The sequence below is a fragment of the Agromyces sp. NPDC055520 genome (assembly GCF_053619715.1).
This window is the reverse complement of sequence record NZ_JBSHJY010000064.1, coordinates 1-14,296: the sequence shown is the minus strand read 5'-3', so window position 1 is coordinate 14,296 and position 14,296 is coordinate 1. Positions and strand designations below refer to the sequence as shown.

The 14,296-nt window shown below is 71.3% G+C and carries 8 protein-coding genes and 1 pseudogene; 6 read left to right on the top strand and 3 right to left on the bottom strand.

The features are described from left to right. Positions 1–134: 134 nt before the first annotated feature. From ACWGST_RS16210 to ACWGST_RS16200, 3 genes and pseudogenes are all read left to right on the top strand, one after another. Positions 135–515, top strand: coding sequence for a DUF1622 domain-containing protein (locus ACWGST_RS16210; RefSeq protein WP_452047698.1), 381 nt, complete (start codon positions 135–137; stop codon positions 513–515). 28 nt (positions 516–543) lie between these two features. Then, positions 544–771: pseudogene (locus ACWGST_RS16205) on the top strand (carbohydrate ABC transporter permease); the annotation flags it as partial. 11 nt (positions 772–782) lie between these two features. Then, positions 783–3,842: an alpha-mannosidase gene (locus ACWGST_RS16200; protein WP_452047697.1), complete on the top strand. Its 3,060-nt coding sequence runs from the start codon at positions 783–785 to the stop codon at positions 3,840–3,842. A gap of 16 nt (positions 3,843–3,858) precedes the next feature. Here ACWGST_RS16200 and ACWGST_RS16195 read toward each other — a convergent pair whose 3' ends face one another. The 3 genes from ACWGST_RS16195 to ACWGST_RS16185 all read right to left on the bottom strand — a co-directional run bounded on the left by ACWGST_RS16195 (position 3,859) and on the right by ACWGST_RS16185 (position 10,491). After that, positions 3,859–7,320, bottom strand: a complete 3,462-nt coding sequence (locus ACWGST_RS16195) for a hypothetical protein (protein WP_452047696.1) — start codon at positions 7,318–7,320, stop codon at positions 3,859–3,861. A 91-nt stretch (positions 7,321–7,411) separates the two neighbouring features. After that, positions 7,412–8,254: a hypothetical protein gene (locus ACWGST_RS16190; RefSeq protein ID WP_452047695.1), complete on the bottom strand. Its 843-nt coding sequence runs from the start codon at positions 8,252–8,254 to the stop codon at positions 7,412–7,414. 359 nt (positions 8,255–8,613) lie between these two features. Beyond that, positions 8,614–10,491, bottom strand: a complete 1,878-nt coding sequence (locus ACWGST_RS16185; RefSeq protein ID WP_452047694.1) for an ABC transporter ATP-binding protein — start codon at positions 10,489–10,491, stop codon at positions 8,614–8,616. A 167-nt stretch (positions 10,492–10,658) separates the two neighbouring features. Between ACWGST_RS16185 and ACWGST_RS16180 the strand changes: the two genes are divergently transcribed. The 3 genes from ACWGST_RS16180 (at position 10,659) to ACWGST_RS16170 (ending at position 14,210) form a co-directional block, all read left to right on the top strand. Next, a complete protein-coding gene (locus ACWGST_RS16180; protein WP_452047693.1) occupies positions 10,659–11,459 on the top strand; it encodes a sirohydrochlorin chelatase in 801 nt (266 codons plus the stop codon). A gap of 157 nt (positions 11,460–11,616) precedes the next feature. Further along, positions 11,617–13,386, top strand: a complete 1,770-nt coding sequence (locus ACWGST_RS16175; protein WP_452047692.1) for a nitrite/sulfite reductase — start codon at positions 11,617–11,619, stop codon at positions 13,384–13,386. Next, positions 13,383–14,210, top strand: coding sequence for a phosphoadenylyl-sulfate reductase (locus ACWGST_RS16170; protein ID WP_452047691.1), 828 nt, complete (start codon positions 13,383–13,385; stop codon positions 14,208–14,210). The genes ACWGST_RS16175 and ACWGST_RS16170 overlap by 4 nt, the downstream gene beginning before the upstream one ends. Positions 14,211–14,296 lie beyond the last annotated feature (86 nt).

Below are 14,296 nucleotides of genomic sequence, written 5' to 3'. Positions count from 1 at the left end.
GGCCGCGGGCCCGCCGCCTTCGGGAAGGCGCGGGCCACGCGGCATCCGTCGACCGAGTCTCGGCACACGGCATGTCGGCACGTCGCGCACCGACCGGCGCACCGTCGCGCTAGCGTGTGGCGCGAGGGGGCGTTATGGATTACGGCTCGGTCATCGAAACGGTCGGCGAGGTCATCGACGTGCTCGGCGTCGCGGCGATCGTGATCGGCGTGGTCTATGCGACCGTGGATGCCGCGTTGCGAGGCCTTCGCCGGGTGAACCCCGTGTACACGCGGTTCCGTCGTGTGCTCGGGCGGGCGATCCTGCTCGGGCTCGAACTGCTCGTGGCCGCCGACATCATCAAGACCGTCGCGGTGACGCCGACGCTCGATTCGGTTGCGGTGCTCGCGATCATCGTGCTGATCCGCACGTTCCTCAGCTGGTCGCTCGAACTCGAGATCTCGGGGCGCTGGCCGTGGCAGAAGCGCGCGGCGGGCGGTGCCGAGCCGACGCTCGCCGACGTCGAGGCGCGCTGAGGCGGCCTGATCACGCAGCCGCAGTCGGGTCCAGGCATGGGGGAACTTCTTCGTGCCGTTCATCCTGCTGCTCTCGCCGTCGAAGCAACCCGCCTCGGTGAGCATCTTCAGCTTCTTCGGCCAGTACGGCACCGTCGCGTACGGTGAACTCGCGGCGTACTCGCTCATCTACTCGCTGCCGGTGGTGGTGCTCTACGTCATCGTGTCGAAGGGCATCGGCGGCTCCTTCGCCATGCAGGGCGCGATCAAGGGATAGGGGTTGTTCCCATGCACGATGACAGCAGACTCGTCGAGCGGCGCATCGCGCGATTCGTCGCCGAGCGCATCCAGCCGGCGATCCACCGCCGAAGCGCACCGGTCGAGATCGAACACTGGGTCGCGCCGGGCGAGCCAGTGTCGTTCGCCGAGGCGGTCGCGCAGCGCTTCGCGCCATTCGAGACGGATGCCGCGTGGGGCCGGCCCTGGGGCACGACCTGGTTCCACATCCGCGGGCGCGTGCCCGAGGCGTGGGCGGGCGAACGCGACGTGCGCCTCGAACTCGTGGTGGATCTGGGGTTCACGGGTGCCGCGCCGGGCTTTCAGGCCGAGGGCACCGTGTGGAGCGCCGATGGTTCGATCCTGAAGGCGATCGAACCGCTGAATCGCGCCGTTCCGCTCGACGTCGAACCCGGGGGCGAGTTCGAGGTGTACCTCGAGGCGGCGTCCAATCCCGACCTCCAGGGCGGGTGGTCGTTCGCACCGACCCCGCTCGGCGATCCGGCGACCGCCGGCGACGAGCCGATCTACCGGCTGCGCCGCCTCGAGCTGGCACTGCGAGACCTCCCCGTCTGGGAGCTCGCGCAAGACCTGTGGACCCTGCGCGGGCTCCACGCCGAACTGCCCAAGGCGCTGCCCCGCCGCGCGCAGATCCTCCGGGCGCTCGAGCGATCCGTCGACGCGATGTCTCCCGACGACGTGTCGGGCACCGCGGCACGGGGCCGCGAGCTGCTCGCGCCCGCCCTCGCCGCGCCCGCCTGGGCGAGCTCGCATCGCGTGCACGCCGTCGGCCACGCGCACATCGACAGCGCATGGCTCTGGCCCACCCGCGAGACCGTGCGCAAGGTGGCGCGCACCTTCTCGAACGTGGATGCGCTCATCGAGCGCAATCCGGGATTCGTCTTCGCCGCGTCATCCGCTCAGCAATTCGCCTGGCTGAAGGCGGCGTATCCCGAGCTCTTCGAACGAATTCGGCGGCGGGTGCGCGACGGCACCTTCGTGCCGGTCGGCGGCATGTGGGTCGAGTCCGACACGAACATGCCGGGCGGTGAGGCGCTCGCCCGCCAGTTCGTCGCGGGCAAGCGGTTCTTCATCGAGGAGTTCGGCGTGGAACCGCTCGAGGTGTGGCTGCCGGATTCGTTCGGCTACTCGGGGGCGCTGCCGCAGATCGCGCGCGCCGCGGGCAGCCGCTGGTTCCTCACGCAGAAGATCTCGTGGAACGAGACGAACGTCATGCCGCACCACACCTTCGACTGGGAGGGCATCGACGGCACGCGCATCTTCACGCACTTCCCGCCGGTCGACACGTACAACTCCGAGCTCTCGGGCGCCGAACTCGCGCGCGCCGAGCGCCAGTACGCCGAGCACGGCACGGCGAACACCTCGCTCGTGCCGTTCGGCTGGGGCGACGGCGGCGGGGGGCCCACTGAGGAGATGCTCGCCGCGGCCGCGCGCACGGCCGATCTCGAGGGGTCGCCGCGCGTCGTGCTCTCGAGCCCGCGCGCCTTCTTCGAGGCGGCGGAGGCCGAGCTGCCGAATCCGCCGGTCTGGTCGGGCGAGCTGTACCTCGAGTTCCATCGCGGCACGTACACCTCGCAGGCGCGCACCAAGCGCGGCAATCGGCGCAGCGAGCACCTGCTGCGGGAGGCCGAGCTCTGGGCGGCGACCGCTGCGGTGAGCGGGGCCGCCGACTACCCCTACGACGAGCTCGAGGCCGCGTGGCACACCGTGCTGCTGCAGCAGTTCCACGACATCCTGCCGGGCTCGTCGATCGCCTGGGTGCATGCCGAGGCCGAGCGCCGCTACGCGGAGGTCGCCGAGGCGCTCGAGGCGATCATCGAGCGATCGTTGCGCGCGCTCGTCGGCACGGGCTCGCAGCGCATCGTCGCCAACGCCGGGCCGCTTCCGCTCGGCGGCGTCGCCGCGCTCGCCGCGGCAGAGACGGCGATGACGGATGCCGCGGCCACCGTGCGTCGCGACGGCGGGCGCATCGTGCTGGGCAACGCAGAGATCAACGCCGTGCTCGACGAGCAGGGTCTGCTCGTCTCGCTCGTCGACCGCAGGAGCGGCCGCGACGCGATCCCCGAGGGCGGTGCGGCGAAGCTGCTGCAGCTCTTCCGCGACACCCCGAACCAGTGGGATGCGTGGGACATCGACGTGCAGGATCGCCGGAACGTCGTCGAGTTGCGGGAGCTCGAGGCGATCGAGATCGACGACGACGCCGCCGCGGGCGTTGCGGTGCGCATCGTCCGGCGGTTCGGCGACTCCGAGATCGTCGAGACCGTCTCGCTCGCGGCTGGGAGCCGGGCCCTCGACGTGCGCATCGACGTCGACTGGCACGAGCGGCAGAAGCTCCTGAAGCTCGCGTTCCCGCTCGACGTGCACGCCGAGCGCGCGACGTCCGAGATCCAGTTCGGGCACATCCACCGGCCCACGCACGCGAACACCTCGTGGGATGCGGCGCGCTTCGAGTCCGTCGCGCACCGCTGGGTGCACGTCGGCGAGCCCGGGTTCGGCGTCGCCGTCGCCAACGATGCGACGTACGGGCACGACATCGCGCGCTCGGTCGCCGGTGACGCGACCGTGACGACCGTGCGTCTGTCGCTGCTGCGTGCACCCCGCTACCCGGATCCGACGGCCGATCAGGGTGCACACACGTTCCGCGTGGCGATCGCCCCCGGGGCCGGCATCCCCGAGGCCGTCGCCGAGGGCTACCGGCTCAACGTGCCGCCGCGACGCGTGCTCGATGCCGCGGTCGATCGCATCGAGCCCCTCGTCGCCGTCGCGGGCGACGGGGTCATCGTCGAGGCCGTCAAGCTCGCCGAAGACCGCTCGGGCGACGTCGTGGTGCGGCTCTACGAGGCGCACGGTGCACGGGCCTCGGCGACGCTCACGGCGGGGTTCGCGGCGGGGGCGACCGAGGTCGACCTGCTGGAACGACCGCTCGACGACGGTCGGGCCGGCCTCGCGTCGGTGCCGGGACGACCCGGCGCCTGGCGGCTGGAGCTCAGACCGTTCCAGCTCGCGACCGTTCGCTTCAGTCGTGCGTCGTCGGCGGTGCCGAGCCGGTGACGGATGCCTCGCCGGTTCAGGGCTTCGGAGGCTTCGGGGGCTTCGTCGGCTTGACCTTCGTGGCCTTCTTGAGCGTGAACTCGAAGCCGTCGGTGGTGTAGTTGCCCGCGGCATCCGTCACGCTCACATCGAATCGGTGGGTGCCCTGCGTCAGTGCCGGCGCGACCCAGATGCCGGCTGTCGCATCGGGACAGGCGACCGACTGCCCGTCGAGCCGGCACTCGTACCCGGTGATCGGTGCGGCGGCGCTGAACGGCGTCGTCGTGAACCGCACCGCGTTCTTCCCCTTGTCCCAGGTGAACGCCCCGATCGTCGGCGGGCCGCTCATGAGGCGGAACGAGACGGTGAACGGCGTCGCGTCGGCGTGCTCGGCATCCGGAATGTGCGCCGTCACCTCGTACCGACCGGTGTCGAGGCCGTCGGCGTCGAACGAGGGGTACGAGATCGCCGTCAGCTTCCCGTTCGCGTCGAGCAGGTCCGACACCGGGCCGCAGTGTTCGACCGGGGCGGTCGGGAACTCGGTGTACGTGAGGCTCACGCACAGGTCGCCCGCATAGTCGCCCCATTCGTCGCGCCCGCCCATGACGTAGGGCACGAGCTGCGGAACCGAGTCGACGGCGATGTCGTTGACGTCGATCTCATTGGCGACGGCCGCACGGAATCGGTCGCCGGACGCGGGGACGAGATCGACCGTGAGCGGCATCATGGTGCGGGCGCCGGTCACCTGCTGTATGACCACGGGGAATGTGGTCGTTCCGAGATCGTCGAGGCCGGCGGTCACGCGCAGGTCGAGGACCCACTCGTTGTTCACCGCGTCGAATCCGGTCGTGAGCCTCACGGCGCCGCCCAGGAACGGCACGCTCGACTTCGGCGTGTCGTCGGCGGGATCGACGATGCCGAACGAGGTCGGCAAGCCGCCGGTGCCCGGCACGAGACGGGCGAGTTCGTAGTTCGGGTCGGCCGTGACCTGCACGGGGATCTGCACGGCGGAGTGCACACGGTCGAAGACGACGACACCGGGCTGGTCGGGGCCGGGCGCCTCGCGCGGCGGCGCGAGCGTCGGCCGCGCTGGATCGTCGATCGCGAACTTCTGCGTCGTCGCGGAGCCGTAACGATCGGTGATGGTCACCGTGACGCCGCGGTTGAGGTCGGCGGTCGCAGCGAGCGTGTGCGAGAGTTCGGCCTTCATGTCGGGGAAGAGATCGGTCTTCACGGTCGAGCAGCTCATCGGGTCGACGGTGTGGCATTCGAGGTCGAGACTCGAGCGCTCGCCGGGTTCGCCCAAGACCGAGCCCGGCCATTCGACGTCGATCGTGAAGTCGTCGGAGGGCACGGCCGCCCCCAGCTGCGCCGAGATGCGCAGCCCGTCGGTGCCGTCGTCATGCAGCTGGAGTTCGGCCGCTTCGGTCGCCGGGGCCGAGATGCGGAAGTCGACGACGCCCCATGAATCGGGCACCGTGCCGTCGGCGGGGTCGGTGTCGTGCGCGCGAACGACGGCGCGGTAGTCGCCGAGCTCCGCGGGCTTGAACCTGGTGTCGTAGCTCGTGACCTCGGGCACGGCCTCGACCAGCGCGCCCGTGGCCGGGTCGACCCGTTTGACGTTCCACGTGTAGGTGAAGCCGGTCTCGTGGAGCCCGTCGAACGTGCCGTCGGGGGCGACGGGGTTCGGGCGCAGGATGACGGTGCGGCCCGGAGTGAGCGGCCCGACCGCGCTCGGACGCACGCCGCCGACCTTCGGCACGGTCGGCGGCACGAGCGCGACCGAGACCGAGTTGCCGTTGCCGTCGATGTAGTGGATCGTCGAGGTGCGCTCGGCGACGAGCATTCCGTCGGGGCCGCGCCGGGCGACGCTGAACCCGCCGTCCGGGGCCGGAGCACCTTCGGCGGCGGGCACCCGGCTCGCCGTCGTCTCGCGCCCGGCATTGTCGACGTAGCGGAACTCGAGGGCGGGCTTCTCGCCGTCGCCCTCGTCGACGATCATCCAGTCGCGGCTGAACCGCACCGTCGTCTCGTCGTCGCCCAGCATCGGCACGGTGATCGAGTCCTCGACGTGCGGGGTGGAGCCGTCCATCACGAGGAATCGGTAGTCCTGCGCTGTCGTCGCGTTGGGGGTCCAGAGTGCGTCGACATCGGGAATATAGGCGCCGTTGATCGTGTCAGACGTCTTGGCGACGATGAGGTCCATGATCCTCGCCACCGATGCATCGGCCCGATACGGGGGCTGGTTCTCGGGCGTCATCCCCTCACGCAGCTCGAGTCCCGCGTATTGGGCGCGGATGTCGTCGAGGAAGAACGGATCGGAGGCCTCTTTCGCGTCCTTCAGCCGCTCGGCGATCTTGATGCCGACCTGTTCGTGCTCGTCGAGTTGGATCGACGCGACGACGGTGACGACGATCGCCAGGATCACGACCGCGACGACCGACGCGGCGGCGCCGGCCGCGGTCGCGGGCACGAGGGCGCTGCCCCACGCAGCATGCGGGAAGACGCCGGCGAAGACGGTGCCGAGCGCCGTGGTGGATGCGCCCGCCACGCCCGCGGCCGCACCTGCGGCGGCGGCTGCGGCTGCCGCGGCGCCACCCGCGATCGCGGCACCCGCGAGAGCGCCGTAAGCCCGCTGCACGTCGGCGATCGCGTCACCGTACCCAGAGGTCGAGAGTCGATCGAGCCCCAGGTCGGCGGCGTGCCGATACATGCCCCAGGCCTGGAATGCATCGGCCGACGGCTGCGGCGGGGCGAAGACGAACGCGCTCTCGAGCACCGTGTGCCGCCGGGCGCACCAGTCGACGACCTCTTTCGGCAGCGTCACCGGCGTGGTGATGAACGCGGGCGCCGCGGGAGGCGTGTAGCCGCACTCGAGCGCTTGGAACGTGGCGAACTCGTCGGCCGCGTACTGGGCGATCTTGCGGTCGCTGCCGAGCACCTGGCGGTTGACGTAGTCGAGCGTCACCTGCTCGTTCGGCGTGAGCTCGACGCCGTAGAGCGAACGGTCGAGCACGTCGAGGATGCGCATGAGCACGTAGGCGCGCAACTGGTCGCCGGCGAGTCGCTGCACACGTCCGTCGGCGGGAAGGTCGTAGAGGGCCGTGATCGCGTCCACGCCCTCCTGGATGATCCACCCGAGCGCCTCGGCCGCCCCGCCCTCGTCGTCGGCGGCGAAGCCGGAAACCGAACCTCCGACGACCAGCGGCTCGGCGAACGGGTCGCTCGAGCTCTGCGCGCCCACGCACACCGAGTTCGCGCCGCCGTCGATGCACTGCGAACGCACGACGTCGAGATCGCCGCTCAGCTCGAAGACGCCGCTCGAGGTCACGGTGATGGAGGACGTCTGGTCTGGGTCGAAGTAGATCGTGGTGGTACCCGTGGCATCGTCCGGCGGCAACGGGTCGGCGGCAGCCGGCGAAATGGCGAGCGGGGCCACGAGCGCCGCTGCGGCGATCATGACGACCAGACGGGGGACGGACAGAAATCGCGGGCTCATCGCAATTCTCCTCATGCGGGGACGAAGCCCCGCTCGTGAGGAGCATGGCACCGCGTTGAGAATTCCTCGACCCCGCCTTCGGGGGCAGTGGTCAGGCCACGTGCGGCTCGTCGAGTCGGCCGAGCAGACGAAGCATCGCGGCGGGTGCGTAGCGGAACTCGATCGTGCCGCTCGCGCCCGGTTCGGTCGGGCCGATCCACGTGCTCGAGCCCTCGTGCATGCGCACCCACCCGTTCTCGAACAGCAGGTCGGTGCCGATCACGAATGCCATGGCCGGGGTCTCGCCCTGCCGCACGGCGATCGAGCCCTCGAAGCTCTGCGACGCCGAGGCATCCTGGTCTTCGCGGCACTGCACGCCCATCAGGGGGCGCGCGATCGGAGTGGCGAATCCGGTCACCTGGAACGGGCTCGCCTTGACGCCGTCGGCGACGATGCCGAAGTTCACGCTCGTCGACACGAGGCTCAGCGCCGCCTGCCCGTCGAGCACGAGGCGGCTCGCGACGCGGAACCGGTAGTACAGGCGGCCCGACTCGCGCGCCGGTGGCAGCACGGCGAGGCTCGCCCAGTTGCGCGACCACGCGAGGGGGTCGCCGTCGCGGTTCGGCGGGTCGTACAGGCTCGCCGTGAGCCGCACGGCGCCGTCGGGCTGCGTCGGCGCCGATTGCAGTGACGAGCGGCCGCGGTCGTCGGCGGGCATGACGTCGCGCACGGCGGTGAAGGCCGGCAGGCGCAGCGGTTCCCAGTGCCGGAGCCAGCCCTGGATGCCGGCCTGCACTCGGTCGAAGGAGTTGCCGAGGCCGAGGCCGTTGCGGGCGCCGGCCGTTGCGGTCGTCTCGGTGTCGTCGGTCGAATCGGGCAGCTCGTCGATGAGGTCGACGGGCAGCTCGTCGAGATGTGCGAGATCGCGCTCGGTCGCGACGGTGGCGATGGTCATGGTGTTCCTCCGTGGGGCGTGGGCATGCGGCATCTTGTGGGGGATGCGGGAGTCCACGCTACGAAGGCGGCTCCGCTGCGCCATCCGAGCAGGCACTGAGTTTCACTCGGGTTTCCCCTGAGGAGTGTTCGCCGCTGCTGCTGCATCGCCTTCTACGATTGGTGTTTTTGTAGGACGAAGGCCGATTTGTAGGACGCTCATGCGCGAATCCGTCCTACAAGCCGGTCATCGTCCTACAAAGCGGAGCGCGGGCAGCGCAGAGCGCGGGCAGCGCGGAGCGAGTAGCGCGGAGCGCGAGCAGCGCGGCGCGAGCAGCGCGGAGCGCGGGCAGCGCGCCGTGCGGAGGGTGGAGGCAGCGGCTACACGAGCAGCTGGTGCGCCGCGAGGTCGCGGTAGAGGGGCACCTCGGCGACGAGCTCGGCGTGCGTGCCCTCGCCGATCACGCGGCCCTCGTCGAGCACGATGATGCGGTCGGAGTCGATGACGGTCGAGAGCCGGTGCGCGATGACGATGAGCGTGCGACCCGCTGAGACCGCATCGACCGCCTCGCGCATCATGCGTTCGTTGACCCCGTCGAGCGACGAGGTCGACTCGTCGAGCAGCAGGATCGGGGGAGCCGCGAGCAGCGCGCGCGCGATCGCGAGCCGCTGCCGCTCGCCGCCCGAGAGCATGATGCCGTCGTCGCCCACGGCGGCGCCGAGCCCCGCCGGGTCACGGTCGAGCACGCCGCCGAGGTTCACGGCGCGCAGCACCTGCTCGCACGCGGCGTCGCTCGCATCGGGGCTGCCGAGCTTCAGGTTGTCCCGCAGCGAACCGGCCAGCACCGGGGCATCCTGTTCGACGTAGCCGATCTGCGCGCGCAACTCGGCGCGTTTGATCGAGCGCAGATCGAGCCCGCCCATGCGCACCGCGCCGACCGAGGGGTCGTAGAAGCGCTCGATGAGCGCGAGGATCGTCGACTTGCCGGCGCCCGAGGGGCCGACGAGCGCGATGCGCTGCCCCCGCGGCACCTCGAACGAGACGCCGCGCAGCACGGGCTGCCGGTCGGTGACCGACGGCTCGACCGCCACGGAGTCGGGGGAGTCGTTGGCCGGGTCGGCCGGGTCCTGCCGCGTCGCCGCGTAGGCGAAGTGCACGTCGTCGAAGGCGATGGCCGCGGCATCCGGCATCACGGCGTCGTTCGCCTCGCCGACCATGAGCGCCAGCGGTGCGAGTTCGCGGTCGTGCGCGTCCTCGTCGGGCAGGTCGAGGATCTCTTGGATGCGCCCGAGCGCGCCGAGCGCCTGGTTGACCGAGGTGATCGCCCCGAACGCCTGGCCGAGCGGCAGGATCATCATGAACAGGAAGAGGATGAACGCGACGAGGGAGGCGACGTCGATGGCGCCCGATGCCACGCGGAAGCCGCCGACGCCGAGCACCACGAGGAACGACACCTGCATCGCGATGCCGGCCACCGGCACGATGAGGGCCGAGATCTTCGCGACCTTCACGCCCATCTGCCAGGCGCCCTCGGCGTGCGCCTCGACGTCGCGGATCTCGCGTTCGGTCGCTCCGGCCGCTCGGATCGTGCGCACCGCGCCGATCGCGCGTTCGACCGAGGCCGCGACGTCGCCCACCTTCTCCTGCGCCTGGTGCGACGCCTCGCGCACGCGGCCCGACAGCAGTGTGACGGTCGTGATGGCGACGGCGATGACGAGCACGGTGAGGCCGAGCAGCACGGGGTCGATGACGAGCATCGCGATGAGCGCGCCGACGAAGGTGACGGCGCCGCCGATCGCCTCGACGAGACCCTGGGTGAGCACGGCGCGCAGCATCGTCGTGTCGCTGCCGACGCGCGAGACGAGGTCGCCCGTGCGGCGCGTGTCGAACTCGGCGATCGGCAGTCGCAGCAGCTTGCCGATGAGGCGCTTGCGGCTCGAGAGCACGACGCCCTCGCCCGTGCGCTGCAGCAGGTAGTGCTGGTAGCCGGTGATGACGCCGCTCACGATCACGAGGGCGACGAGCGCCCACGGGATCCAGCCGAGCGGGTCGCCGGCCTCGACGAGCTGGATGACCTGGGCGACGAGCAGCGGCTGCGCGAGGCTCGCGAGCGCGCCGACGATCGAGAGCACGGCCACCCAGATGAGCACCGGGCGGTGCTCGAAGATGAACGGCAGCAGCTGCCGGAACGTCGCGCGCGGCCCGGTGGCCGCGGCGCGTCGCGAGAAGGGGGATCGTCGGGTGCGCGTGTCGCTCATGTCCTCTTCCTGGCCGATCAGGCGAGTGGATGCCGCATCCGCTCGTTCGCCCGCGAATCGTCGTCTTGCAGCTTACGTCGCCGAGCTGCGCAACCGGTCGGCCGCGAGTTCGTCGCGGTGTTGCACGTCGGTGGTGCCGATTCGCGGTCGCACGGCACGATGGAGTCATGAGCCCCACCGCGCCCGCCCTCGTCGCCATCTCGCACGGCACGTCATCGCCCGAGGGGCAGGCCGCAGTGCGCGCACTCGCCGACGCCGTCGAGGCAGCGGCGGCGGCAGCGGCGGCGACGCCGGCGACGCCGGCCGCGCCGGCTGCGGTGCGCCTCGGGCACGTCGACGTGCAGCAACCGGATGTCGCGGCCGCCCTCGCGTCGTTGCCACCCGCGCTGCCCGCGGTCGTCGTACCCCTGCTGCTCTCGGCGGGCTACCACGTGCACGTCGACCTGCGACGCGAGATCGACGAGACGCCCGATCGCCGGGTGAGCCTTGCCGCGGCGCTGGGGCCAGACGACCGGCTCGTCGAGGTGCTGCGGCGGCGCCTGGCCGAGGCCGGGGCGACGCCCGACGACCACGTCGTGCTCGCGGCGGCGGGGTCGAGCGACGCCCGCGCGGTCGACGACTGTCGCGACATGGGGCGGCGCCTCGGCGCGGCGATCGCGGCGCCGGTGACGGTCGGGTTCCTCTCGGCCGCCGAGCCGCGACTGGCCGACGCCATCGCGGCGGTGCGAGCCGCGGATGCCGGCACGTCGGGCACGTCGCCCGCTCGTCGCGTGGTCGCGGCGAGCTACCTGCTCGCCCCCGGCTACTTTCAAGACCTCGTGCTCGCGGCCGTGGCCGACCTCGTCACCGAGCCGCTGCTCACCCCGGATGACACGCCGATCGAGCTCGTCGACATCGTGCTCGACCGCTTCGGCGCCGCGGTCGAGGCGGCCTCCGACGACGCGCGCGGCGGGGCACCCGGAGCATAACGCCGCTCATCGCGAGTGGGGGAATGTGACGCCCCGTTGCCGCGATTGACGCCCCGTTGCCTTCGTTTCCGTGATGTGACGGCGGGCATTCCGGCGCGCGCCGAACGCCCATACTCTCGGTCGGAACCCGCACTCTGCGGGCGACCGAGGAGCAGACATGACGCAGGAGACGATCGAGGCGCCGAGCCGCCCCACGGCCCCAGCCGGCGAGCGCCCGGCCCGCCCCGCGACCGGTGAACGCCCGGCACGCCCGCCGCGGCCCGCGAGCCGCCCGCACGGGCAGTGGAAGATCGACGGCACCGCCCCGCTCAACGGCAACGAGGAGTGGAAGCAGGTCGACGACGGCCTGAGCGTACGCGGCCGCATCGAGACGATCTACTCGAAGGGCGGGTTCGCGTCGATCGACCCGACCGACCTGCACGGCCGCTTCCGCGTCTGGGGCCTCTACACGCAGCGCAAGCCCGGCATCGACGGCGGCAAGACCGCGACGCTCGAGCCGCACGAGCTCGAAGACGAGTACTTCATGCTGCGCGTGCGCATCGACGGCGGCCAGCTCACGAGCGAGCAGCTTCGCGTGATCGGCGGCATCTCGACCGAGTTCGGGCGCGACACCGCCGACCTCACCGACCGACAGAACGTGCAGCTGCACTGGGTGCGCGTCGAAGACGTGCCCGAGATCTGGCGCCGCCTCGAGTCGGTCGGCCTCTCGACGACCGAAGCCTGCGGCGACGTGCCCCGGGTCGTGCTCGGCTCGCCCGTCGCGGGCATCGCGGCCGACGAGCTGATCGACCCGACACCGGCGATCGACGAGATCACTGCCAAGTACATCGGCGTGCCCGAGCTCGCGAACCTGCCGCGCAAATTCAAGACGGCGATCACGGGGCATCCGAGTCAGGATGTCGTGCATGAGATCAACGACGTCGCCTTCGTGGCCGTCGACCATCCCGAACTCGGCGTCGGCTACGACCTCTGGGTCGGCGGCGGCCTCTCGACGGCCGCCCACCTCGCGGTGCGGCTCGGCGCGTGGGTCGCCCCCGAGCAGGTCGCCGAGGTGTGGCTCGGCGTCACCTCGATCTTCCGCGACTACGGCTACCGGCGGCTGCGCAACAAGGCGCGGCTGAAGTACCTCGTCGCCGACTGGGGCGCCGAGAAGTTCCGCCAGGTGCTCGAGACCGAGTACCTCGGCGCGCCGCTGCCCGACGGCCCGCCCGCCCCGAAGCCGGTCACGCAGGGCGACCACGTCGGCGTGCACCGGCAGCACGACGGCCGATTCTACATCGGCGCCACGCCGTTCGTCGGCCGGGTGTCGGGCACGACGCTCACGGCCGTCGCCGATCTGCTCGAGCGGCACGGGTCGACGCGCCTGCGCACGACGCCGCACCAGAAGATCGTGCTGCTCGACATCCCCGAGGCCGAGGTCGACGAGGTCGTCGCCGAGCTCGACGCGCTCGGCCTCTCGGCACGGCCGAGCCTCTTCCGCCGGGGCACGATCGCCTGCACCGGCATCGAGTTCTGCAAGCTCGCGATCGTCGAGACCAAGCAGACGGCGACGAACGCGGTGGTCGCGCTCGAAGCGCGATTGGCCGGCATCGACCTGCCGCATCCGATCAGCCTGCATGTGAACGGATGCCCCAACTCCTGCGCCCGCATCCAGACGGCCGACATCGGGCTGAAGGGCCAGCTGCTGCCCGACGGCGAGGGCGGCCAGACGCCCGGGTTCCAGGTGCACCTCGGCGGCGGACTCGCGTCGGCCACGCGTGCAGAGGCGGGCACGGGCCGCACCGTGCGCGGACTGAAGGTCACAGCCGACGGGCTCGCCGACTACGTCGAACGCGTCGTTCGGCGGTTCCTCGCCGACCGCGACGCCGCGGCCGACGAGACCTTCGCCGAGTGGGCGCACCGCGCCGAGGAAGAGGCCCTGCAATGAGCGCGCGCAACCTCACCCACACCGGTGGTCGAGTAGCGAGCGCCAGCGAGCGTATCGAGACCAGGTCACCCGGTCTCGATACGGTCGCAGAGCGACCTACTCGACCACCGGCGCGGCGCACGCCCGACGAGTTGCGCGCGCTCGCCGAGGCGGGCAACGCGGAGCTCGGCAGCGGCACCGACCACGAGGCATCCGCTCGACAGGTCGTCGCCTGGGTCGCCGAGCATTTCGAGACGGATGTCGCGGCCGTCGCCTGCTCGATGGCCGACGCCGTGCTGCCGCACCTGGTGGCGGCGCAGTTGCCGGGCGTCGACGTGCTGTTCCTCGACACCGGCTACCACTTCGCCGAGACGCGCGCGACCCGCGACGAGGTCGCCCGAGCGCTCGACGTGCGCGTCGTCGACGTGCTGCCCGAGCAGACCGTGGCCGAGCAGGACGCCGAGTTCGGCGCCGAGCTGTTCGCCCGCGACCCGGGCCTCTGCTGCGCCCGTCGCAAGGTGGCGCCGCTGCAGCAGGCCCTCGCGGGCTACGAGCTGTGGTTCACGGGTGTGCGCCGCGAGGAGGCGCCGACGCGTGCGAGCACGCCGCTCATCCAGTGGGACGAGCGCAACGGGCTCGTGAAGGTCAATCCGCTCGCGGCGTGGACCTTCGACGAACTGCTCGACTACGCCGGTGCGCACCAGGTGCCGGTGAACCTGCTCATGTCGCACGGCTACCCCTCCATCGGCTGCGAGCCGTGCACGAAGCCCGTCGCCGGGGGCGAGGATCCGAGATCGGGGCGCTGGGCCGGTCTCGCCAAGACGGAATGCGGGCTGCACCTGTGAACGAGACGATCTCCACCGGTGGTCGAGTAGCGAGCGCCGGCGAGCGTATCGAGACCGGGTCACCCGGTCTCGATACGGTCGCAGAG

Coding starts and splice junctions, on each gene's coding strand:
- ACWGST_RS16210 (WP_452047698.1), top strand. CDS start 135: ATGGATTACGGCTCGGTCATCGAAACGGTCGGCGAGGTCATCGACGTG.
- ACWGST_RS16200 (WP_452047697.1), top strand. CDS start 783: ATGCACGATGACAGCAGACTCGTCGAGCGGCGCATCGCGCGATTCGTC.
- ACWGST_RS16195 (WP_452047696.1), bottom strand. CDS start 7,320: ATGAGCCCGCGATTTCTGTCCGTCCCCCGTCTGGTCGTCATGATCGCC.
- ACWGST_RS16190 (WP_452047695.1), bottom strand. CDS start 8,254: ATGACCATCGCCACCGTCGCGACCGAGCGCGATCTCGCACATCTCGAC.
- ACWGST_RS16185 (WP_452047694.1), bottom strand. CDS start 10,491: ATGAGCGACACGCGCACCCGACGATCCCCCTTCTCGCGACGCGCCGCG.
- ACWGST_RS16180 (WP_452047693.1), top strand. CDS start 10,659: ATGAGCCCCACCGCGCCCGCCCTCGTCGCCATCTCGCACGGCACGTCA.
- ACWGST_RS16175 (WP_452047692.1), top strand. CDS start 11,617: ATGACGCAGGAGACGATCGAGGCGCCGAGCCGCCCCACGGCCCCAGCC.
- ACWGST_RS16170 (WP_452047691.1), top strand. CDS start 13,383: ATGAGCGCGCGCAACCTCACCCACACCGGTGGTCGAGTAGCGAGCGCC.